The 21,686-nt window shown below is 75.1% G+C and carries 18 protein-coding genes; 5 read left to right on the forward strand and 13 right to left on the reverse strand.

The genetic code is table 11. The annotated features are described in order from the left end of the window. Positions 1–94: 94 nt before the first annotated feature. Together ACFY00_RS17145 and ACFY00_RS17150 are read right to left on the reverse strand one after the other, a co-directional pair. A complete protein-coding gene (locus ACFY00_RS17145; protein WP_285737117.1) occupies positions 95–775 on the reverse strand; it encodes a response regulator transcription factor in 681 nt (226 codons plus the stop codon). After that, positions 768–2,153: a PspC domain-containing protein gene (locus ACFY00_RS17150; protein WP_388032233.1), complete on the reverse strand. Its 1,386-nt coding sequence runs from the start codon at positions 2,151–2,153 to the stop codon at positions 768–770. The genes ACFY00_RS17145 and ACFY00_RS17150 overlap by 8 nt, the downstream gene beginning before the upstream one ends. 134 nt (positions 2,154–2,287) lie before the next feature. Between ACFY00_RS17150 and ACFY00_RS17155 the strand changes: the two genes are divergently transcribed. Both ACFY00_RS17155 and ACFY00_RS17160 read left to right on the forward strand, forming a co-directional pair. Continuing rightward, positions 2,288–3,844 (forward strand): PspC domain-containing protein, encoded by a 1,557-nt coding sequence (locus tag ACFY00_RS17155; RefSeq protein WP_388032235.1) that lies wholly within the window; start codon positions 2,288–2,290, stop codon positions 3,842–3,844. After that, positions 3,844–4,071, forward strand: coding sequence for a hypothetical protein (locus ACFY00_RS17160; protein ID WP_388032236.1), 228 nt, complete (start codon positions 3,844–3,846; stop codon positions 4,069–4,071). Before ACFY00_RS17155 ends, ACFY00_RS17160 begins: the two co-directional genes overlap by 1 nt. Before the next feature lie 5 nt (positions 4,072–4,076). Here the strand turns inward: ACFY00_RS17160 and ACFY00_RS17165 are convergent, their stop codons facing one another. The 4 genes from ACFY00_RS17165 to ACFY00_RS17180 form a co-directional block, all read right to left on the reverse strand. Continuing rightward, on the reverse strand, positions 4,077–5,081 hold the full coding sequence (locus ACFY00_RS17165; RefSeq protein WP_388032237.1) for a ubiquinol-cytochrome c reductase iron-sulfur subunit: 1,005 nt from the start codon (positions 5,079–5,081) through the stop codon (positions 4,077–4,079). 153 nt (positions 5,082–5,234) lie between these two features. Further along, entirely contained in the window at positions 5,235–6,821 is a 1,587-nt protein-coding gene (guaA, locus tag ACFY00_RS17170) for a glutamine-hydrolyzing GMP synthase (RefSeq protein ID WP_388032239.1), read from the reverse strand. A 479-nt stretch (positions 6,822–7,300) separates the two neighbouring features. Beyond that, a complete protein-coding gene (locus ACFY00_RS17175) occupies positions 7,301–8,206 on the reverse strand; it encodes an A/G-specific adenine glycosylase (protein ID WP_388032241.1) in 906 nt (301 codons plus the stop codon). 35 nt (positions 8,207–8,241) lie between these two features. Continuing rightward, positions 8,242–8,994: a rhomboid family intramembrane serine protease gene (locus ACFY00_RS17180; protein ID WP_388032243.1), complete on the reverse strand. Its 753-nt coding sequence runs from the start codon at positions 8,992–8,994 to the stop codon at positions 8,242–8,244. A 133-nt stretch (positions 8,995–9,127) separates the two neighbouring features. On the opposite strand from ACFY00_RS17180, the gene ACFY00_RS17185 reads away from it, so the two are divergent. After that, positions 9,128–9,994 (forward strand): hypothetical protein, encoded by an 867-nt coding sequence (locus ACFY00_RS17185; RefSeq protein WP_388032245.1) that lies wholly within the window; start codon positions 9,128–9,130, stop codon positions 9,992–9,994. Positions 9,995–10,009: 15 nt separating this feature from the next. Here ACFY00_RS17185 and ACFY00_RS17190 read toward each other — a convergent pair whose 3' ends face one another. Then, positions 10,010–11,245, reverse strand: coding sequence for an MFS transporter (locus ACFY00_RS17190; RefSeq protein WP_388032247.1), 1,236 nt, complete (start codon positions 11,243–11,245; stop codon positions 10,010–10,012). 121 nt (positions 11,246–11,366) lie between these two features. On the opposite strand from ACFY00_RS17190, the gene ACFY00_RS17195 reads away from it, so the two are divergent. Then, positions 11,367–11,966, forward strand: coding sequence for a helix-turn-helix domain-containing protein (locus ACFY00_RS17195; protein ID WP_388032249.1), 600 nt, complete (start codon positions 11,367–11,369; stop codon positions 11,964–11,966). Here the strand turns inward: ACFY00_RS17195 and disA are convergent. Both disA and radA read right to left on the reverse strand, forming a co-directional pair. Further along, a complete protein-coding gene (gene disA, locus ACFY00_RS17200; RefSeq protein WP_342449633.1) occupies positions 11,963–13,069 on the reverse strand; it encodes a DNA integrity scanning diadenylate cyclase DisA in 1,107 nt (368 codons plus the stop codon). The genes ACFY00_RS17195 and disA overlap by 4 nt on opposite strands. Before the next feature lie 121 nt (positions 13,070–13,190). Next, complete coding sequence (gene radA / locus ACFY00_RS17205; protein WP_388032251.1) at positions 13,191–14,723, reverse strand: DNA repair protein RadA; 1,533 nt, start codon at positions 14,721–14,723, stop codon at positions 13,191–13,193. A 152-nt stretch (positions 14,724–14,875) separates the two neighbouring features. On the opposite strand from radA, the gene ACFY00_RS17210 reads away from it, so the two are divergent. After that, on the forward strand, positions 14,876–16,627 hold the full coding sequence (locus tag ACFY00_RS17210) for a sigma-70 family RNA polymerase sigma factor (RefSeq protein WP_388032252.1): 1,752 nt from the start codon (positions 14,876–14,878) through the stop codon (positions 16,625–16,627). Positions 16,628–16,634: 7 nt separating this feature from the next. On the opposite strand, the gene ACFY00_RS17215 is transcribed toward ACFY00_RS17210, so the two are convergent. From ACFY00_RS17215 to ACFY00_RS17230, 4 genes are read right to left on the reverse strand one after another with little or no spacing between them, the layout of a single operon-like run. After that, on the reverse strand, positions 16,635–18,323 hold the full coding sequence (locus ACFY00_RS17215; protein ID WP_388032253.1) for a SulP family inorganic anion transporter: 1,689 nt from the start codon (positions 18,321–18,323) through the stop codon (positions 16,635–16,637). After that, positions 18,323–18,970 (reverse strand): GAP family protein, encoded by a 648-nt coding sequence (locus ACFY00_RS17220; protein ID WP_388032254.1) that lies wholly within the window; start codon positions 18,968–18,970, stop codon positions 18,323–18,325. The genes ACFY00_RS17215 and ACFY00_RS17220 overlap by 1 nt, the downstream gene beginning before the upstream one ends. Positions 18,971–19,004: 34 nt before the next feature. Continuing rightward, on the reverse strand, positions 19,005–20,336 hold the full coding sequence (locus tag ACFY00_RS17225) for a DUF1254 domain-containing protein (RefSeq protein ID WP_388032255.1): 1,332 nt from the start codon (positions 20,334–20,336) through the stop codon (positions 19,005–19,007). A gap of 27 nt (positions 20,337–20,363) precedes the next feature. Further along, complete coding sequence (locus ACFY00_RS17230) at positions 20,364–21,659, reverse strand: DUF1254 domain-containing protein (protein ID WP_388032257.1); 1,296 nt, start codon at positions 21,657–21,659, stop codon at positions 20,364–20,366. Positions 21,660–21,686: the final 27 nt, after the last annotated feature.

Raw genomic sequence — 21,686 nt, forward strand, 5'->3', positions numbered from 1 at the left:
GTGACCGGATCGTCGGCACACGGCCGCACGGCGCGGCCCGGGGGGACCTCGGTCCGGGCCCGGCGGCGCGCCCCGCCGGGCCCGGTCAGGCGGTCTAGACCAGGCGGCGGGCGGTGGCCCAGCGGGTCAGCTCGTGCCGGTTGGAGAGCTGCAGCTTGCGCAGCACCGCGGAGACGTGGCTCTCCACCGTCTTGACCGAGATGAACAGCTGCTTGGCGATCTCCTTGTAGGCGTAGCCGCGGGCGATCAGCCGCAGCACCTCGCGCTCGCGCTGGGTGAGCCGGTCGAGGTCCTCGTCCACCGGCGGGGTGTCGGTGGCGGCGAAGGCGTCCAGGACGAAGCCCGCCAGCCGGGGCGAGAACACCGCGTCGCCGTCGGCGATCCGGAAGATCGCGTTGACCAGGTCGGTGCCGGTGATGGTCTTGGTGACGTAGCCGCGGGCGCCGCCGCGGATCACCCCGATCACGTCCTCGGCGGCGTCCGAGACGGACAGCGCGAGGAAGCGCACGCCCTCGACGCCCGCCGAGCGGCGCAGCACCTCGACGCCGCCGCCGCCGGGCAGGTGGACGTCGAGCAGCACCACGTCGGGCCGGGTCTCGGCGACCACCCGGACCGCGGACTCCACGTCGTCGGCCTCGCCGACCACGTCGATGCCGGTCTCGTCGGTGCGCCCGATCTCGGCGCGCACGCCGGTGCGGAACATCCGGTGGTCGTCGACCAGCACCACCCGGGCCCGTCGGCCGGGTGCCGCCTCCTGCGACGCTGCGTCAGTCATCTGCCGCCCTCTCCATCTCCAGCTCGACCTCGGTCCCGCCGTCCGGCGCGGGCCGCACCCGAGCGGTGCCCCCGTTGCGCCGCATCCGGCCGATGATCGATTCGCGTACGCCCATGCGGTCCTCGGGGAGGTCGTCGGGGTCGAAGCCGGGGCCGTGGTCGCGGACGAACACCGACACCGTCCTCCCCTCCACCTCCGCGTAGACCTGGACCGGTCCACCGCCACCGTACTTGGCGGCGTTCACCATGGCTTCCCTGGCCGCCTGCATCTGCGAGGCGATCCGCTCGTCCATCGGGCAGTCGCCGACGCAGACCAGTTCCAGGTGGACGCCGTGCCGGTCCTCGACCTCGGCGACGATCTCGCGCAGGTGCTCGGCGAGGGTGTCGGGGGCGGCCGCGGCGGCGGCCTCCGGGCGGTACAGCCACAGCCGCAGCTCGCGCTCCTGGGCGCGGGCCAGGCGCAGCACCTCCTTGGGGTCCTCGGCCCGGCGCTGGATCAGGGTGAGGGTGTGCAGCACCGAGTCGTGGACGTGCGCGGCGATCTCGGCCCGCTCCTGGGCGCGGATGCGGGCGGTGCGCTCGGCGCCGAGGTCCTGCCACATCCGCAGCATCGACGGGCCGCCGAGCACCAGCACGCCCGCGACCACGGCCAGCGAGGACTCGACGACCAGCGCGAGCGGCGAGCCGACGCCCTGGGTGACGAAGTAGCCGATGATGCCGGCCACCACCAGCAGCACCCCGGACAGCACCCGCAGGTAGGCGCCCTTGCGGCTGCCCGGCTCCAGCCCGAACCAGCTCTGCCAGCGCGAGTCGTCGGCCTGCCGCCACACCAGGGCGACGCCGATGCCGACCGCGAGCAGCGGCCACACGTACGGCTTGGCGGTCTGGATGCCCAGCGCGGACAGCAGCGCCATCACGCCGATCACCAGCGCGACCAGGGCGAACAGCTGGCCCATGCTGCCGGCCCGGCCGCGGCCCTCGACCGGGGCGGGGCGCTGCCCGTCCTCGTCGGTGGCGGGGGCGCCCTCGTCGCCGTGGAAGGTGCGCTCCAGCAGGTCGCGCAGCCGCCCGAAGCGGCCGGGGGCCGCGTCGCCGCGGCGGGCCGGGCGGTCGGCGCCGGGGGCGGCCTGGTTGATGCCCAGCGGCACCACGACCCAGAACGCGGCGTACAGCAGGGCGCCGATGCCCTCGGAGAAGAACAGCACGATGAAGGCCAGCCGCACCCAGGTGACGGGCACGCCGAGGTGGGTGGCCAGGCCCTGGCAGACGCCGCCGAGGATCCGGCCGTGCGGGCTGCGGTACAGCCGCCGGTAGGGCGGCGCGCCGGCCGGGGTCTCGGTCGGCGCGGGCTCGGTGCTTCTGGTCTCGGGTACGGCCACGGCACCGATGGTCGCAGGTGGCGGTGGAGCGGCGCATCAGGGTCCGGCCCCTGAGGTGCCTCAGGGACAGTTCAGGGTCGCTCCCGGGCCCCGGACGGTTGGGCGGGGCCCGACGGCCCGGGAGGATGGGGGACATGACGGACGACCAGACCCCGGCGGACCCCCCGGCCGCCCCCGCCGACGGCCGGCCGGCGCTCACCCGTTCCTCCCGGCACCGGGTGGTGGCGGGCGTGTGCGGCGGCCTCGGCCGCTACCTGGACATCGACCCGGTGGTGTTCCGGGTGGTGATCGCGGTGCTCGGCCTGACCGGCGGGCTCGGCCTGTTCCTGTACGGCCTGGCCTGGCTGGTGGTGCCGCGGGAGGCCGCGGACGGCGAGGGCGGCCGCACCGAGCTGCAGCGGGTGCTGACCGGCCGGGTCGACGGCCAGTCGGTCGGCGCGGTGCTGCTGACGGTGATCGGCACCGGGGTGTTCTTCTCCTCGATGGGCGACGGCGGCCAGCTGTTCCCGCTGCTGCTGCTGGCCGCGCTGGTGTTCCTGGGGCTGCGCTACGACCCGGAGCGGCGGCGGCGCTTCGGCGGCGACGACGCCCCGCCGCCCCCGCCGCCGCCCGGCCCGCGGGACCGGCTGGAGGACACCGGCCCGTTCGCCGACTGGAAGACCTGGGGCGAGTCGGTCAGCCGCGACCTGCGCGGCGAGTGGAAGGTCCGCAGCGCCGAGCTGCACGAGCGGATCCGGGCCTGGCACGAGCAGCAGGCCGCGGGCGGCGCCGCCGCCGAGGACCGCCCCGCCGACACCCCGCCGGTCGGCCCGTCCGGCTACCTGTGGGACCCGCGGCACCCGGAGCGCAACCCGTACGGCGGCGCGACGCCGCCGCCCGGGGCGCCCGCCCAGCCGTGGTGGCAGCGCACCGACCTGCCGGAGGGCGACCCGCTGCGCAAGGAGCCGCGCGCGGAGCCCGCCGAGGAGGGCTACCACGAGCGGATGGAGCGCCGGATGGCGGACCACCGCGTCCGGCAGCAGGAGGCGATGGAGCAGTACCGGGCGAACATGGAGCGGCACCGCGAGTGGAAGGCCCGGCGCCGGGCGGAGCGCGGCACCTCGGTGCTGGGCGCGTCGGCGGTGCTGGTGGCGCTCGGCGCGTCCTGGGCGGTCGCGGCGAGCGACCACGGGCAGCAGCGCTGGTCGACGGTGCTGGCGGTGGCGCTGCTGCCGCTGGGCCTGGCGATGGTGGTCAGCGCCCGCTGGGGGCGGACCCGCGGGCTGACCCTGCTGTCGCTGCTGCTGACGGCGGGCCTGGTCTTCTCGGCCGGCACCTCGGCGACGGTCGCGGGCTCCACCGGCGACCACCGCTGGACGGTCTCCGCCCCGCAGCAGCTCCAGGAGCACTACACCCTGGCGTTCGGCGACGCGCGGCTCGACCTGTCGGCGCTGGACCCGGCGGGCGGCACCCTGCACACCGAACTGCGGGTCGGCGCGGGCGCGGCCCGGGTGACCGTGCCGTCCGGGGTGGAGCTGCGGCTGAAGGTCCACAACGGGGTGGGCGACGCGTCCCTGCCGGACGGGCAGCACTTCAGCGGCCCCGGCACCGACGAGGACGTGGTGATCGAGGTCCCGGGCGGCCAACCGTCCAGGGGCGTACTGGAACTGACGGTGTCCGTGGGCGCCGGGGACATCGAGGTGGTGCGGTGATGCGGAAACACCGGTTCGACGTGTACGCGCTGGTCGCGGGCGGGCTGTTCACCGCGCTGGCGGTGCTGTACCTGGTCGCCTCGCTGAACGACCGCGAGGTGAACAGCCGCTTCGTGCTGCCGCTGACGTGCATCGTGCTCGGCGGCGGCGGGCTGGCCGGCGCCCTGGTGGCCGCGGCCCGGCGCGGCCGGGGCGGCGCCCGGGACGACGACCGCACCCTGGACTGACGGGCTCAGGAGGACTGCTGGGGGCCGAGCTCCAACTGGTCGCCGTTCTTGGTGACGGCGTACGTGGGCAGCGGCTTCACGGCCGGGCCGGTGATCACCGCGCCGGTGGCGGCGTCGAACGTGGAGCCGTGGCAGGGGCAATAGAGCTTGCCGTCCTTGGGCGGGTTGACCGCGCAGCCGGAGTGGGTGCAGACCGAGGACAGGCCCGCGTACTTCCCGGCGGCGGGCTGGACGATGTAGACCGCGTCGCCGCTGGCCGGGTCCTTGACGGTGGCGGCGCCGCCGACCGGGACCTGCGCGGCGGGCACCGCGGGGCCGGGCTGCGGGACGGGGCTGGTGGCACCGGCGCCCGCCGCGGCGGGCGCCTCGTCCCGGCCGAAGCCGGCGGTGAGCGAGCCGGACAGCAGCCCGGCGCCGCCGAGCGCGACGGCCGCGATGCCGCCGTCGAGCAGGGCGCGGCGGCGCACCGCGTCCTCGGCGAGGCCGCGGGCCCGGTCGCGGGCGGCCCGGGCGGCGAGGTAGCCGTCGACCGACAGGTACGGGGTGCCGGCCAGCAGCAGCGGCGTCCAGGCCAGCAGGTAGGCCAGGTCGTTGCCGAGGTAGTACGGGGTGGTGTGGAAGCTGACGGTCAGCCAGAGCGAGGCGGACAGCAGCGCGCCGCCGAGCGCGGCGACCCGGCCCCACAGGCCGAGCAGGGTGCCCAGGCCGACGGCGAGCTCGCCGAAGGCGACCAGCAGGCCGAAGAAGGTCGGCGCGTGCAGGGCGGGGCCGAGCGCCCAGCCGATCGGGCTGCTGCCCTCGGCGGCCTTCGTCTGGGCGTAGAACGAGGCGGGGTCGCCCGCCCCGGCCAGGTAGTGCGCGTCGGAGAGCTTGTCGAAGGCGGCGTAGACGAAGGTCGCCCCCAGGAACAGCCGCAGCGGCAGCAGCGCGTACCGCGAGCCCAGCGCCTTCCACTCGGTGGTCCTGCCGCCCGCGGTGCCGCCCGCCGTACTGCCCGTCCCCGTCGCCATCCTCGCCGCCCTCTCGTTCGCCGCTCGCCGCTCGCCGCCCGCCGTCCGCCGGCGGGGTCGGGTCCGATTGTGCCCGGTGCCCTTCCCACATGACCGCGCCGCCACTCCCCTGGCGCGGGAAGCGGCGGCGCGGTCACACGGTTGCCGGTGGGATCACTCCCACTCGATGGTGCCCGGCGGCTTGGAGGTGACGTCCAGGACGACCCGGTTCACGTCCTTGACCTCGTTGGTGATCCGGGTGGAGATCTTCGCCAGCACCTCGTAGGGCAGGCGCGACCAGTCCGCGGTCATGGCGTCCTCGGAGGAGACCGGGCGCAGCACGATCGGGTGGCCGTAGGTGCGGCCGTCGCCCTGCACGCCGACCGAGCGGACGTCGGCCAGCAGCACGACCGGGCACTGCCAGATCTCGGCGTCCAGGCCGGCCAGGGTCAGCTCCTCGCGGGCGATGGCGTCGGCCTCGCGGAGCAGGTCCAGGCGCTCCTTGGTGACCTCGCCGACGATCCGGATGCCGAGGCCCGGGCCGGGGAAGGGCTGGCGCTGGACGATCTCGGCGGGCAGGCCGAGCTCCTGGCCGACCATCCGGACCTCGTCCTTGAACAGCTTGCGCAGCGGCTCGACGAGCTGGAACTCCAGGTCCTCGGGGAGGCCGCCGACGTTGTGGTGGGACTTGATGTTGGCGGTGCCGGTGCCGCCGCCGGACTCCACCACGTCCGGGTACAGGGTGCCCTGGACCAGGAACTCCACGGCCGGGCCCTCGTCGGCGATGATGTCGGCCTGGGCCTGCTCGAAGACCCGGATGAACTCCCGGCCGATGATCTTGCGCTTCTGCTCGGGGTCGGACACGCCCTTCAGCGCGGTCAGGAAGCGCTCCTCGGCGTCGACCACGACCAGCTTGACGCCGGTGGCCGCGACGAAGTCCTTCTCGACCTGCTCGGTCTCGCCCTTGCGCATCAGGCCGTGGTCGACGTACACGCAGGTCAGCCGGTCGCCGATGGCGCGCTGCACCAGGGCGGCGGCGACCGCGGAGTCCACGCCGCCGGACAGGCCGCAGATGGCGCGCTTGTCGCCGACCTGCGCGCGGATCAGCGCGACCTGCTCCTCGACCACGTTGGTGGTGGTCCAGTTCGGGGCGATGCCCGCGCCGCGGTACAGGAAGTGCTCCAGCACCTGCTGGCCGTGCTCGGAGTGCATCACCTCGGGGTGGTACTGCACGCCGTACAGCTTGAGGTCGTCGTTCTCGAAGGCGGCGACCGGCACCACGTCGGTGGAGGCGGTGACGGTGAAGCCCTCGGGCGCGGCCGAGCAGGCGTCGCCGTGCGACATCCACACGGAGTGCTTGTCCGGGACGCCCTCGAACAGCGTGGAGCCGGAGCGGGTCACGGTCAGCGGGGTGCGGCCGTACTCGCGGGCGCCGCTGTTGTCGACGGTGCCGCCGAGGGTCTTGGCCATCAGCTGGAAGCCGTAGCACATGCCGAAGACCGGCACGCCCGCCTCGAAGAGCGCGCGGTCGAGCTGCGGGGCGCCCTCCTCGTAGACCGAGGACGGGCCGCCGGAGAGGATGATCGCCCTGGGGTTCTTGGCGAGCATCTCGGCGACCGGCATCGAGCTGGGCACGATCTCGCTGTAGACCCGCGCCTCACGCACCCGGCGGGCGATGAGCTGGGCGTACTGGGCGCCGAAGTCGACGACCAGGACGGTGTCGTTCTCGGGGACGGACTGGGCGGGTGTATCAGCGGACACGGACGGCCTTCCGGCGGGCGGTACAAGGGGTGTCACCCCCGAGTCTACCGGGACGCTTTCACCCGACTGCCCGCGCCGCCGCCCGTGACCGCGCGGGCGGGCGAATCGTTGCACCGGGAGACCGCGCGGAACGTCGGCGCCCTCCAGGTGCGGGCGGCACCGCGCGGCGGAACCACGCGTGGATCATCTCCGGTCCACCGGGTGCGCGTGGCGGGCACGGGCCCGCCGTGGGACCGCGCCCCGGTGCCGCGGTCGGGTCAGCAGGGGACAGCGACCCCGTCCGCGACCGGGCGGACCCGGGGTGGGGGGGGGGGGGGGGGGGGGGGGGGGCGCCCCCCCCGCCCCCGCCCCCCCCCCCGCGGGGCCCCCGCCCCCCCCCGGGGGGGGCGCGCTGTGCGCGCCCCCCCCGCCCGGCCCCCCCCCCCCCCCCCCCCGGGGGCGGGGGGGGGGGGGCCGGGCCCGCGTCCGGGCGCGGGAACCTACTGCGGCAGCCGGTAGGTGCCCGGGCCGACCGGCTCGACCAGGCCGTCGGCGACCAGCCCGTCCAGTGCCCGGGCGCGCTGCACCGCGTCCGGCCAGACCACGTCCAACTGGCCCTGGGTGACCAGCCCGTGGGCGTCCCGCAGCACCGCGAGCAGCTTGCCGCGGACCTGCCGGTCGGTGCCCTCGTAGGTCTGCCCGCGGCGGGCCGGGCCCTGGTGCGGGGGGCGGCCGGCCCGCTGCCAGGCGCAGTCGGCGCGCAGCGGGCAGGCGCCGCACTCCGGGCCGCGGGCGGTGCAGACCAGGGCGCCCAGCTCCATCACCGCGACCGCCCAGGTGGCGGCCCGCTCGTCGGTGGCGGGCAGCAGCTCGTGCGCGGTGCGGCGCTCGGCGGCGGTGGTGGCGTTCGCCGGGTACTCGACGCCGGTGACCGCGCGGGCGAACACCCGGCGGACGTTGGTGTCCAGCACCGCGTGCCGCTGCCGGAAGGCGAACGAGGCGACCGCGGCCGCCGTGTACTCCCCCACGCCGGGCAGCGCCAGCAACTGCGCGTGGTCGCTCGGCACCTCGCCGCCGTGCCGCTCGGTGATCGCGACGGCCGCGCCGTGCAGCCGCAGCGCGCGGCGCGGGTAGCCGAGCCGCCCCCACATCCGCACCGCCTCGCCGGGCGCGTCCGCGGCCAGGTCGGCGGGCGTGGGCCAGCGCTCCAGCCAGGCCGCGTACGCGGGCAGCACCCGCTTCACGGGCGTCTGCTGGAGCATGAACTCGCTGACCATCACGGCCCACGGCGAGGCGTCGGGGGCCCGCCAGGGCAGGTCGCGGGCGTGGGCCTCGTACCAGCCGATGACGGTCGAGTGCAGCGCCTGGACGGCGCCCGGGGCAAGGGTCGGAGCAGTGGCAGCCATGGTCCCTCGATCCTGCCACGACCCGCCCCGCGGGCTTAAAGCCCCAGGTCGTCGAGTTCCTTGAGCAGGGCCGCCCGCGGGCTGGCCGGGGCCGCCGACGCCCGGGCGCCCTTCGCGTCGGGGGCCGGGGCGGGCACCGGCAGGTGGTCGCCCCCGGCGGACAGCGCGGCGGGCCGCCTCGCCTGCCGGTCGCGGAAGAGCCAGGCCCCCACCAGGCCGCCGACCAGGCCGCCGAGGTGGCCCAGCCAGGACACCCCGGGGGTGCCCGGGACGGCCGCGGTCAGCACGTAGGCGAAGGAGGCGCCCATCACCAGGCCGATCAGCGAGTCGATCAGGTTCCGGTCGAACAGGCCGCGCAGCACCACGTAGCCGAGGTAGCCGTAGACCAGGCCGCTCGCGCCGACGGTCACCGTGCCGCCGTCCTGGAACAGCCACACCGTCATCCCGCTGATCACCACCAGCAGCGCCGTCAGGCCGAGGAACTTGCGCACCCCGCGGTAGGCGGCGAGGAAGCCGAACACGAACAGCGGGCCCGAATTGCCCTCCAGGTGCTGCCAGTTCGCGTGCAGGAAGGGCGCGGTCAGCAGGTACCCGAGGGTGTCCGGGTCGTGCGGGCGGATGCCGTGCATCATGGCCATCCGCCCGTCCAGCAGCCAGTTCACCAGCTGCGCCGCCCAGACCAGGCACAGGAATCCGAACATGACGAAGAACGCGCGTCGCGCCTCGGCGATCATCTGCGCCGGGTCGAGGCCGGCGCCGGTGGGGGCGTGGTCGTGCGGTGAGGCCATGAGGGCGACTATAGGGCGACGCACCGACGTGTCGAGTCCCCCTTCCGGACCAAATGGCGGATCATGTGAAAGAAGTGGTCCCGGTAAGGTGTTGATGCGTCAACAGGTGCACAAGGTCTCGTAGAGTTTGCGCGTGCCTTCTCTGCGCCAGCCCGTCGGACCGCTGCCCGCCTCGATCTACTGGCGGCGCCGCGTCGTGGTCCTCCTCGCCCTCGCCGTGGTCCTCCTCGTGATCGGCCTGCTCGTGTTCGGCGGCGACGACGACAAGCAGAAGAAGGCCGCCGGGGGCGGCCCGCAGCCCGCGCCCGCGCAGACCATCACCCCCGGCGCCTCTCCCACCGGTTCGGCGATCACCACCCGGCCCGGCGGCTCCTCCGGCGGTTCCTCCGGCGGTTCGAGCGGCGGCGCGAGCGGCGGCGCGGGCGGCGAGATCAGCGTCACCGGCGGCGGGAGCTCCTCCGGCGGTTCGAACGGCGGTGCGAACGGCGGCACGGGCGGCGGCGGTTCGACCGGCGGCAGCGGGGGCGGCGGCAACTCCCGCCCCGGCGGCGGGGCTTCGCCGGCCCTGAACACCACCGAGGTGATGGCCCTGCCGGTGTGCACCACCTCGCAGCTCACCCTGGAACTGGCGCCCGCGCAGAACTCGTTCGCGGCGAAGGACAAGCCGAAGCTGGCGCTGACGATCCGCAACTCCTCCGGGGCGGGCTGCCGGATCAACCTCTCGCACGAGCACTCCTTCCTGACCGTGACCTCCAGCGCCAACGAGCGGGTCTGGTCCTCCGCCGACTGCGTCACCGAACACACCGACGCCTGGGCCCAGATCGGCGGCAACAGCGGCGTCACCGAGACCTTCACCTGGGACCGCAGCCGTTCCAAGCCCCAGTGCGCCACCCCCGACCCGACCCCCGCCCAGCCCGGCAACTACCTCGTCCAGGCCGACCTGACCAGCCCGGCGGGCGGCCCGCTCACCGCCCGGACCTCCGTCCGCCTGGAGGGCTGAACCCCCGGGCGGCGCCTACCCGTTCCAGCCGGTGCCGCGCAGGGAGCGGCCGAGGGTGAGCGGGAGGAGCGCGGCGGCGAGGACCGCGGCGAGCAGGAGCAGGACGGTCGGGGCCGGAAGCCGGTCGAGCAGCAGGCCCGCGGCCATGGTGCCGAGCGGGAGGCCCGCCATCAGCAGGGTCATGGTGCCGGCCACGGCGCGGCCGCGCATCGCCTCGGGGACGCGCTGGAAGACCAGGACGTCCAGCATGACGCGCAGGGCGGGCACGCCGAGCCCGGTGAGGGCGAGGGCCGCGAAGACCACCAGCGGGCCGGCCGCCGCCGCGGGGGCGGCGAAGGAGAGCACCGCGGACCAGGCGACGGCCAGCAGCAGGACGCCGGGGCGCAGCAGACGGTGCAGGCGGGAGACCAGCAGCGCGCCCAGCAGGCCGCCGACGGCCTCGCCGGTGAGGGCCAGGCCGATGCCCGCCTCGGTGGTGCCGTGGTCGCGGAGCAGCACCATGACGGCGAGGAGCATCGCCGAGCCGGTGAGGTTGAGCGCGGAGACGACCAGCACGGTGCCGCGCAGCATCCGGTTGGCGAACAGGTGGCGCAGGCCGGCGAACGCGGCGCCCTTCTCCTTGCCGCCCGCCTGCTCCCGCGCGTCCGGGCGGGAGTCGAAGCGGACGGCGACGCTCGCGCCGAGGGCCAGGCCGGAGGTGAGGACGGTGGTCAGGAAGGGCACGGCGGTGCCGAGGCCGAGCAGGAACCCGGCCAGCGGCGGACCGGCCAGCGCGGCGCCGTTGACCCGGAGTTCGTCCTGGGAGAGGGCCTGGCGGAGCTGCTCGGGCGGGACGACGGCGCGCAGCGCGAGCATCCGGGCGGGGCCGCCGTAGGCCATGGTCGCGCCGATGACGGCGGCGGCGAACAGCGCGTGCGGGACGGTCAGCCGGCCGGCGGCCAGGGCGAGCGCGACGCTGAGCGCGGTGAGCAGCCGGGCGGTGTCGGCGAGGATCAGGATCCGCCGCCGGTCGTGCCGGTCGGCGACCGTGCCGCCGTGCAGGCCGAACAGCACGGAGGCGCCGAACTGGACGGCGCCGAACGCCCCGGCCACCGTCGGGGAGCCGGTCATCGCGAGCAGCAGCAGCGGGTACGCGGTGTCGGCGAGGCAGGTGCCGAGCATCGCGGACGCGGAGCCGGCCCAGAGCGTCTGGAAGCGGCGGTTGCGGCGCAGTGGCACCACGGCCGCTTCCGGTTCGAGTGTCGCGGTCATCCCTCGTACCCCGTTCATGTCTCCGCCCATGTTCACGAGTATGCAACCATTCATGCAAGCGTGAATGGTTGCACGGCGGAGAACAATTGCACAAGCGTTGACGCCATGGCTGAATGTGAACGTGGTGGATCAGATGAAGGAGCGCGAGGTCACGGACGTCGCGACGCTGAAGGCCCTGGCGGACCCGCTGCGGCTGGCCGTCCTCGGGGTGCTGATGAAGCGCGACCCGGAGCCGGTGTCGGTGAAGGAGGTCGCCGCCGAGCTCGACGAGGCGCCGACCAAGCTGTACCGGCACGTCAAGCAGTTGGAGCAGACCGGGCTGGTGTACGTGGCGGAGACCCGGCTGGTCTCCGGGATCGTGGAGAGCCGCTACCGCTCGGCGCAGCAGTCGCTGCGGCTGTCGCCGCCGGTGTTCGCGGAGAACGGGGAACAGCCGGCCGTACTGGAGGCGGTGCTGGCCGCGATGGACCTGGTGCGCTCCGAGTTCCAGCGGTACTTCCTGGCGGGACGGATCGACATGTCCCCGGAGAAGCGGGTCGGCAAGTTCGCGCACGCCACCCTCCGGCTCAGCCCGGAACGGCTGCGGCGACTGCGCGAACGGATCGACGGGGCGCTGGAGGAGGCGTTCGCGGAGGGCGACTCCACCGACCCGGACGCCGTCGAGGCGGTCCTGTTCGCGCTGCTCTACACGGTGGACCCGCCGAAGGTCGGCAGGACCTAGACGTACCGCTCCAGGATCGAGGACTCGGCGAGCCGGGACAGGCCCTCGCGCACCGAGCGGGCCCGGGTCTCGCCGACGCCCTCGACGGTCTGCAGGTCGTCGATGGAGGCGGCGAGCAGCTTCTGCAGGCCGCCGAAGTGGTCGACCAGGCGCTCGATGACGGTGTTGGGCAGCCGCGGCACCTTGGCCAGCAGCCGGTAGCCGCGCGGGGAGACCGCGGAGTCCAGCGACTCGGGGGTGCCGGTGTAGCCGAGCGCCTTGGCGACGGTCTGCAGGTCGAGCAGCTCGGCGTGGGTGAGCGCCTCCAGGTCGGCGAGCACCTCGGTGACGGTGCGGCCCTTCTTGGCGGCGCGGTCCGGGAAGTAGTCGCGCACCACCAGCTCGCGTTCCGGCTCGACGCCCGCGATCAGCTCGTCCAGCTGCAGCGAGAGCAGTCGGCCGTCGGTGCCCAGCTCCAGCACGTACCCGGCGATCTCGCCCGCGATCAGCCGGACCATCTCCAGGCGCTGCACCACCGCCGAGACGTCCCGGACGGTGACCAGGTCCTCGATCTCCAGCGCGGACAGCGTGCCGGCCACCTCGTCGAGGCGGAGCTTGTAGCGCTCCAGGGTGGCCAGCGCCTGGTTGGCGCGGGACAGCACGGTGGTGGAGTCCTCCAGCACCCGGCGGGCGCCGTTGACGTAGATGGCGATCAGCCGCATCGAGTGCGAGACCGCGACCACCGGGTAGCCGGTCTGCCGGTTGACCCGCTCGGCGGTGCGGTGGCGGGTGCCGGTCTCGTCGGTGGGGATGTTGGCGTCCGGCATCAGGTGGACGCCCGCGCGCAGGATCTTGGTGAGGTCCTTGTCGAGGATCACCGCGCCGTCCAGCTTGCACAGCTCGCGCAGCCGGGTGGCGGTGAACTCGACGTCCAGCACGAAACCGCCGGTGCACAGCGCGTCCACGCTCTTGTCGAAGCCGAGGACGATCAGGCCGCCGGTGTTGGCCCGGAGCACCCGCTCCAGGCCGTCCCGCAGCGCGGTGCCCGGGGCGATCGCACTGAGGGAGGCCCGCAGCAGGGCCTCCTCGCGGGAGGACTTGTCCGCCCGGTCGATGGCTGCCACGTGACTCCTTGGGCCGACCCTAACCGTGTGCCGCGGCGGCCGACGGTCTGTCTGTTGTTGCTGCTACTGATGCCGATGAGCAGGTGAAGTCTAACTGCGTACGGCCGCGGCGGGGCGTGGGTCAGCCCAGTTCGTCCGAGTCGACCGGCTCCCACCCCGCCATCAGCTCCTCCGGGAAGGCCGGGACGGGGGCCTGGGCGCGGGCCCGGGCCAGGGCGTCGGCGCCCTGCTGGGCGGGCGTGCGGGTGGGCTGGGCGCCCTCCGCGCGGGGCTTCGAACGGGAGCGGCGGCCCGGGATCGCCCGCAGCGCCTCGCCGATGTCGGCGACCTCCACCACCTTCATGCCCGCCGGGACCTTGCCCGGGTCCGGCGGGACGAGGGCGTGCGTGAAGCCGAGCCGGTGCGCCTCGGCGAGGCGGCGCTGCACGCCCGTCACCCGCCGCACCTCGCCCGCCAGGCCGACCTCGCCGATCGCCACCAGGTTCTCCGGCAGCGGCGTGTCGGTGGAGGAGGAGGCCACCGCCAGGGCGATCGCCAGGTCCGCCGAGGGCTCGGTGAGCTTCACGCCGCCGACCGTGGCCGTGTAGATGTCCTGCTTGCCGAGCTTCACGCCGCCGTGCCGCTCGACCACCGCCAGGATCATCGCGATCCGCGGCGACTCCAGGCCCGAGGTGGTGCGCCGCGGCGAGGGGATCTGCGAGTCGACCATCAGCGCCTGCACCTCGGCCACCAGCGGGCGCTTGCCCTCCAGCGTGACGGTCAGGCAGGTGCCGGGGACGGCCTTGTCGCGGCGGGTCAGGAACAGGCCGGACGGGTCGGCCAGGCCGACGATGCCCTCGTCGTGCAGCTCGAAGCAGCCGACCTCGTCGGTCGCGCCGTAGCGGTTCTTGACGCCGCGGATCAGCCGCAGCCGGGCGTGCCGGTCGCCCTCGAAGGAGAGCACCACGTCCACCAGGTGCTCCAGCAGGCGGGGACCGGCGATCTGGCCGTCCTTGGTGACGTGGCCGACCAGCAGGGTGGCCATGCCGCGCTCCTTGGAGGCGCGGATCAGCGCGCCCGCCACCTCGCGGACCTGCGCGGGGCCGCCGGGTGCGCCGTCCAGCTCGGCGGAGGCCACGGTCTGCACCGAGTCCATGATCAGCAGCGAGGGGTTGACCGCCTCGACGTGGCCGAGCACCGCGCCGAGGTCCTGCTCGGCGGCGAGGTAGAGGTGGTCGGAGAGCGCGTTGATCCGGTCCGCCCGCAGGCGCACCTGCCCGGCGGACTCCTCGCCGGTGACGTACAGCGTGCGGTGCCGGTCGCTGGCGGCCTTCGCCGCCACGTCCAGCAGCAGCGTCGACTTGCCGACGCCGGGCTCGCCCGCGAGCAGCACCACGGCGCCCGGCACCAGGCCGCCGCCGAGCACCCGGTCCAGCTCCGGGACGCCGGTGGAGCGGGCGGTGGCCACCTGCCCGTCGACCTGGCCGATCGGCCTGGCGGGCGCGGAGACCGGCCCGGCCGCGGTCGTCCGGATCGGGACGGCGCCGTGCTCCTCCACCGTGCCCCAGGCGTTGCACTCGGTGCAGCGGCCCACCCACTTGAGCAGTTGGGCGCCGCACTCGGTGCAGCGGTACGAGGGGCGCGCCTTGGCGGTGGTCTTGGTACGGGCAGCCATGCGGGCCACGGTAGCGCCTCGCACCGACAACGCCCGGACCTCACCCGAACGGCGTCAACCGGCCGAACAAGGAATCGGTCCGGTGACCCGAAAGGGGGACAGACGGCCGAAACCTCCCGGACGGCGGGTTTCGGCTGCCTACCGTCGATCGGGTGACCACCGGCCAGCCCCACCCCGTCGACCCGTCCCCGGTACTCCGGGCGTACGGCGCCTGTGTCGACGGGCTCTTCACCTACTGCCTGTCCGTGCTCTGCGAGCACGAAGCCGCCACCGCGGCCGTCCTGGAAGTCCGCGACCTGGCCCAGCGCCACGGCGACCGGCTCGACGACCCGGCGCTGCTGCGCGCCTGGCTGTACGCGCTGGCCCGGCACCGCTGCCTGGCCCGGCTCGAAGGCGCGGTCGCGGCGGACGGCGCCCCCGCGGGCGGGCCGCCCGGGCCCGGCACCGTCCGCGAACGGCGGCGCGAACTCGCCTCGCTGGCCTGGCCGGAGGCGGCCGGCACCGACCCCGAGCAGCGCGAGGCGCTGGAGCTGGCGGTGCGGCACCGGCTGGACGGCACCGAGGTCGCCGCCGTGCTCGGCCTGAGCACCGAGGCCGCGGCCGCGCTGCTGGACGCGGCGGGCGCCGAGGTCGGCCGGACCAGGACGGCGCTGCTGGTGCTCGGCGTCGGCTCCTGCCCGGAGCTGGCGCAGCTCGGCGGCGTCGGCGCGGAGTCCTGGCGGGGCTGGGTGCTGGGCCCGGCGCTGCGCCGCGAACTGGTGCTGCACCTGGTGGAGTGCCCGACCTGCCGGGGCACCGCCGAGCGGGTCGCGGGCCAGCTCGGGCACGGCCTGGCCGGGCTGCCGGGCCTGCCGCTGCTGGCCGCGCCGGGGGTGCTGCGCCCCGGCCGGACGGCGCCCTCCGGCGGGGCGGCGTTCCTGTCCGGCGCGGCGGCCGGGCGGCGGGTCGCGCAGGGCCCGGCCCAGCCGCGGTTCGACCAGCGCGGCTTCCCCCGGCACCGGATGCCCCCGGCGCCGCGCGGCACGGCGGTGCGGCAGCGGGTGGTGACCACGGGCGTGCTGGCGGCGGTGCTGGCCGCGCCGGTGGTGGCGCTGTGGAGCGCGCACCGCGGCGGCGACGAGGAACGGGCCGCGGCGGTCTCCTCGGTGCGGGTCGACCCGACGGCGGCGCCCGGGCAGCGCGTCCCGGTGCCGGAGGCGACGGCGGTCGCGGTGGCGGTGCTGCCCCCGGCGGGCCAGGTCGCCTCGATGGAGCTGGCCGGTGCGGTGACCGCAGAAACGTCCCTGCCGACGGTGCAAGGCCCGGCCGTGCCGGTGCCCTCGCACGGCGCCGCGCCGCTCTCCAGCCCCGCGCTGACCCCCGAACCCGTCCCGCTGCCGCCCGCCGCCCCCGCGGACCGGCTGACCGTGGAGGCCGGCGCGTACGGCAACCGCACCGTGCTGACGCTCACCAACTCCGGGGACGGGCCGCTGTCCTGGCACGCCGTGCTGGACGCGGACTGGCTGCGGCTCAGCCGGGACTCCGGCACCCTGGCCCCCGGGCAGCGGATCACCGTGACCGTCACGGTGGACGAGGCGCGCGCCCCGCAGTCCCGCTGGACGGCCCACCTGGCGCTGCCGCCGTCCAGCGCCGTGGTGACCCTGGAGGGCGGCAGCGACCACCGCGGCGTGCCCACCCCGGAGCCGACGCCGACCTCCGCGCCCTCCGACAGCGCCACGCCGACCCCGGCGCCCTCGCCCTCCTCCTCGGCGAGCGCCTCCGCTCCGGCCACGACGAGCCCCTCGCCGTCACCGTCGCCGTCCGCGTCCACGTCCGCGCCAGTGGAGCCCTCCCCCTCCGCGTCCGCGTCCTCGGCCTCGGCCTCCCCGGCCTCCCCGTCCGCCTCGGCCCCGCCGTCGCCGTGACGGGGCGTCAGTCCGCCGCGGTGCGCTCGCCCGCCAGCCAGCGCTCACCGCGGGCCACGGCCTCCTCCAGCGAGGCGTCCAGGACGGGGTCGGCGGGAACGACTCCGTCCGGGCCGAGCGCCCCGGCCAGCCCGGTGTGCTCGGCGAGCCGGACGAAGGAGGGCTGCGCCCCGGCGACGATCAGCCGTCCGCCGCGGGCGCCCAGCTCGTCGTTCCTGCGCCGCAGCAGCTTGACCATGCTGGACGAGGGCACGTCGGGGACGGCGCGCACCACCAGCACCAGCACCGCGGGCCCGTCCGGGGCGCGGGGCCAGTCGGCCTCGATCAGCGGGAGCTCGGCGAACAGGCTCACCCCGCCGTAGGCGAGCACGGTGACCCGGCCCGCGGGCAGTTCGGCCGGGGCGTCGGCGAGCTCCCAGCGCCCGTCCGCGGTGCGGGTGAGCGCGGTGAGCTTCGCCTGCCGGGAGGCCTGGACGCAGTAGAGCAGCAGCGAGAGCACCGCACCGAGGATGATCGCCTGCTGCAGCGGCAGCTGGGTGGTGCCCAGGAAGGTGGCCACCATCGCGGCGGCGGACAGCTTCGAGGTGCGCAGCACCAGCCCGATGTCGGCGAGCTTGCCGACGATCAGCTCGCCGCCGACCACGATGATCAGCCCGCCGATCACCGGCATCGGGATGTGCTCGGCCAGCGGGGCCAGCGCCAGCACGATCAGCGCCAGCCAGACGCCGGAGAACACGCCCGCCCAGCGGGTCCGGGCCCCGGCCGAGACGGCGACGCCGGTGCGCGACAGCGAGCCGCCGACCGGCAGCGACTGGAACAGCGAACCGGTGACGTTGGCCAGGCCCTGCGCGGCGAAGTCGCCGTTGACGCTCGACTTCGAGCCGTCCGGGTTGGGCACCGAGGGGCTGATCCCGGCGGCCTGGGCCAGCGCCACCAGCGCGATCGACAGCGCCCCGCCGACCAGGTGGGGCAGCGCGGACCAGTCGGGGGCGGTGAAGTGCGGCAGCGCGGCGGGGATGTCGGCGATGTCCTTGACCAGTTCGACGTCGGTGCCGAGCACGGCGACGACGACGCTGACCACCACCATCGCCACCAGCAGCGCCACCGTCCGCAGCCGCCGCACCGCGTGCGCCAGCGCCCACACCGCGACGGTCGCGACTGCCACCAGCGTGGCGGCCGACTCCCAGGAGCCGACGTGCGCCAGCCAGTCGCCCAGCTGCACCAGCTTGTTGTGGCCCTGCGGCGCGTACCCGGTGGCGTCCTCGAGCACGCCGACCACGATCTGCACCGCGATGCCGGTGGAGAAGCCCACCATGACCGCGTTGGAGACGAAGCTGAGCACCACGCCCAGGCGCAGCACGCCCATCAGCAGCATCACCACGCCGGACAGCAGGCCCAGCACCGCCACGTTCCCGGCGTCGGACGGGTCGAGCCCGGCGTCGCTCAGCACGCTCTGCGAGGTCAGCGCGATCGCGCTGGTCAGCGTGGTGACCATCAGGACGGTGCGGGCGGTCAGCGAGCCGACGACCGCCGGGACGACGCCGGAGAACAGGCCCGCGACCGGGTTGAACCCGGCGATCGACGCGTACGCCATGCCCTCCGGGATCGAGAACAGGCCGGTGACCAGCCCGGAGGTGACGTCGCTCGGCTTCGGCCGCCCCAGCGACCGCAGCGACCGCAACGACGGTCGGCGCATCAGGCCAGCCCCGCCACGGCGTCACCCACGTACTTCGCGCCGAGGACCAGCAGCAGCACCAGCATGATCGCCGAGTTGTGCGCTGACATCCACGCCTTCCAGCCGCCCAGCACCTCGCTCGCCCGCGACCCGCCGAGCAGGTAGACGCCCAGCGGCAGCAGGGTGCACAGCGAGCCGATCAGCACCAGCAGGGCGCCCGCGACCGCCTTGCCGCCGCCGCTCGCGCCGCTGGTGGCGATGGAGACCGCGCCGCCGACCGCCAGCACCAGGTTCTTCGGGTTCGCGGCGGCCAGCACCACCGCCAGCCCCGCCGACTTCGCCGGGGTGAACCGGTCGATCGCCCGCATCCAGCCCGGCGGTTCGGCGACCCTCCCCTCCCGGGGCCGCCCCTGCCACTGCTTGGCCGCCAGCAGCAGGAACAGCACGCCCAGCACCAGCTTCACCCAGTACGACCAGTCGGGCGTCCCGGCGTCGGTGTCGATGCCCGAACCGGCCAGCACCACCACGGTGGTGACCGCGGCCAGCGCCACCACCCAGCCCGCCGTGAACGCGATGCCGTTGGAGCGCCCGCGCGGGGTCGCCAGCATCAGGATCACCGCGATCAGCGGCAGCGGACTGATCGCGATGCCGACCGCCGAGGCCAGCATCTGCTCGCCTCACCCATCTCCGTCCCCTCCCCGGTCAGCGCAACCGGACGGCGGGCAGCCGGTAGCTGCCGTCGAGCACCGCGTCCTGTGGCTGGTACATCCGCACCATGGGCCGGAACCCGCCCGCGGGCGCGGGCAGCCAGTTCGCCAACTCGTCCGGGTCGGTGGGGCGCTGGTGCTGCAGGTAGAGGGTCAGCGAGCCGTCCTCGCCGTACACCAGGCCCGGCGTGCGGTCGCCGATCGAGTACCGGTCGATCTCGTTGGCGACCAGCAGGTACTCCGGGGTGTCGTACATCGTCACCGACCAGAACGCGCCCACCGGCGGGGTCCTCTCGAACCGCAGGACGTACGCGTGCGCGCCGGTCAGCGGGACGCCGTCGGCGTCGTGGTACGTGGTGGCGTACACGGCCTCGTAGGCGTGGTTGCCCCACAGGCCGGTCCGGGCCGCGACCGCGCGGGACAGGTAGGCGGCGCGGCGGTCGGCGATCTTCCACTGCGGCTCGTCGCGGGTGCCGGGGCCGAGGAAGTCCAGGTTGTAGTCGAACAGGTGCAGGTTGGCCGCCCACTCGCCGGTGGGGTCGCCGGTGCCGAGGGTCGCCGCCTCCACCCGCTCCCGGCCCGCCGCCAGGCCCTTGGCCAGCGCCGCCGCCCACGCGGCCGGGCCGTCCAGGTAGGGCGAGCGGCCCTCGTCGAGCAGGCCGATCGGGGCGAAGCGCTGCTGGAAGGCGACGTCGGCGGCGGCGGGCGGGAAGGCCGCCATCCACAGCCGCAGCCTCTCCAGGAACAGCAGCTCCTCCGGGACGCCCGCGGTCGGCTCCGGCAGCCCCGCCGGGGTGCCGGAGCCCTCCAGCGGGGTCAGCGTCAACTGCCGCTGCAGTTCGCGGACCCGCGCCAGGTCGTCCGGCCCGGCGCAGTAGTTGCGCACCGCGATCGCCGCCACCGTCGTCGGCGCGGTGATCACCGGCACGTCCTCCGGGGCGGCGCCCTGCCAGCCGGGCGGGGCGATCAGCCAGGTCTGCTCGGCGGTGCCGGAGGAACGGCGGCCCACGTAGGCGAAGTTGTTCGTCCAGGAGTCGATGAACTGCAGCACGTCGTACGCGCCGCCGGTGTCCGGGACGTGCAGCAGCAGCGGGCCGGCCGACAGGTCCAGCGGGGCGACCGAGTACACGGTGTCGTTGTTCACCGACACGAAGTGCGAAGCGGGGCCCGCGAGTTCGGTGGCGTGGCCGAAGGTGTTCCACGGCGTCGGGCCGATCGAGCTCAGCCCCCGGCGGACGATCGCGTCCACCATGGTCAGATTGGCCACCAGCGGGGATCCGTACACCAGGGCCTCGGCGGCCAGCATCTCGGGGGTGGCGTCAGCCATGCGAACGTCCTTGTCTGGTCGGTGACTTCATCGAGGGGTGGGGGTGGGCAGCCGCCAACTGCCGTCCAGCAGCGCGGGTTGCGGGCCGTAGGCGCGCACCGCGACGAAGTACGGGCCCTCCGGGACGGGCAGCCAGTTCGCCAACTCGTCCGGGTCGGTGGGGCGTTGGTGCTGCAGGTAGAGGGTCAGCGAGCCGTCCTCGCCGTACACCAGGCCCGGCGTGCGGTCGCCGATCGAGTACCGGTCGATCTCGTTGGCGACCAGCAGCCGTTCGGGGAGGCGGTACGCGGTCGCCGACCAGAAGAACCGGGCCGGCGGGAGCTGCCCGGCCGCGAAGCGCAGCACGGCGGGCTCCCGGCCGCCCGCCGCCGACTCCCAGCCGCCGTACCAGGCCTCCTCGGCGGGCAGCCCGTACAGGCCCTTGAGGGCGCCGCAGGCCCGGTCCAGGTAGCGGGTGCCCAGCTGCTCCCGGGTGCCGAACAGGGCGGTGCCGGTGGCCGCGCCCTCGGTGGCCGCGACCAGTTCCTCGCGGGCGTCCGCGATGCCCGCCAGCAGGGCGTCGCGCACCTCGGCGGGTAGCGCCGCCGGTTCGAAGTCGCCGCTGCCGATGCCCAGTTCGGTCAGCCGACCGCGCAGTTCGGCGTCCGCGGGCAGGGCCGGGAAGAAGCCCAGCAGGAAGTCCAGCAGCGAGAAGAACTCCAGGGTGCCGAGCACCTCCTCGCCCCGCCACACCGGCCACACCGGCTCCGCGGCGACCGGGCGGGGCGTGCCCAGGTGCTCGCTCAGCGGCTTGAGCAGGTACCCGGCCTGCACCCGCTCGACCTCCGGCACGTCCTGCGGGCCCGCCGAGAACGTCCGCCCGAGGATGCCGACCAGGTTGGTGTCGGCCCGCAGCACCCCGTCGAAGCCCTCCGGCGGGTTCGCCCGGTGCCCCGGCCCCGCGACCAGGTAGCGGCCCGCGCCGTCCCCGGTGGTCCGCGAGCCGACGAACCCGACGTACGCGGTGTCCAGGTCGTGCACCGGCAGCACGTGGTAGCGGTCGGTCGCGGGCTTCTCCAGCACCCACGGCTCGGCCCGCAGGTCCAGCCAGGCCCACGAGTACGGGGTGTCGTTGTTGGGCGTCACCACGTCCGTGTTGTCCGGGGTGAAGGGCCGCGGGTAGTGCCGGAACACGCCGAAGCCGCCGACGTACCGCGGGTCCGCGTCGTCGATCGCCTGCGGGTAGATCGTCCGGTAGTTCTCCACCATCGGGTAGCCCCAGATCCACGCCCGCGCCGCCGTCCGCCGCACCGCCTCCGGATCCGTGCCGACCGGGTTCCCCATCTCGCCCACCCTTCTTCCCCCACGAAA

It is taken from the genome of Kitasatospora sp. NPDC001540, assembly GCF_042894345.1.
Classification (GTDB): Bacteria; Actinomycetota; Actinomycetes; order Streptomycetales; family Streptomycetaceae; genus Kitasatospora; species Kitasatospora phosalacinea_C.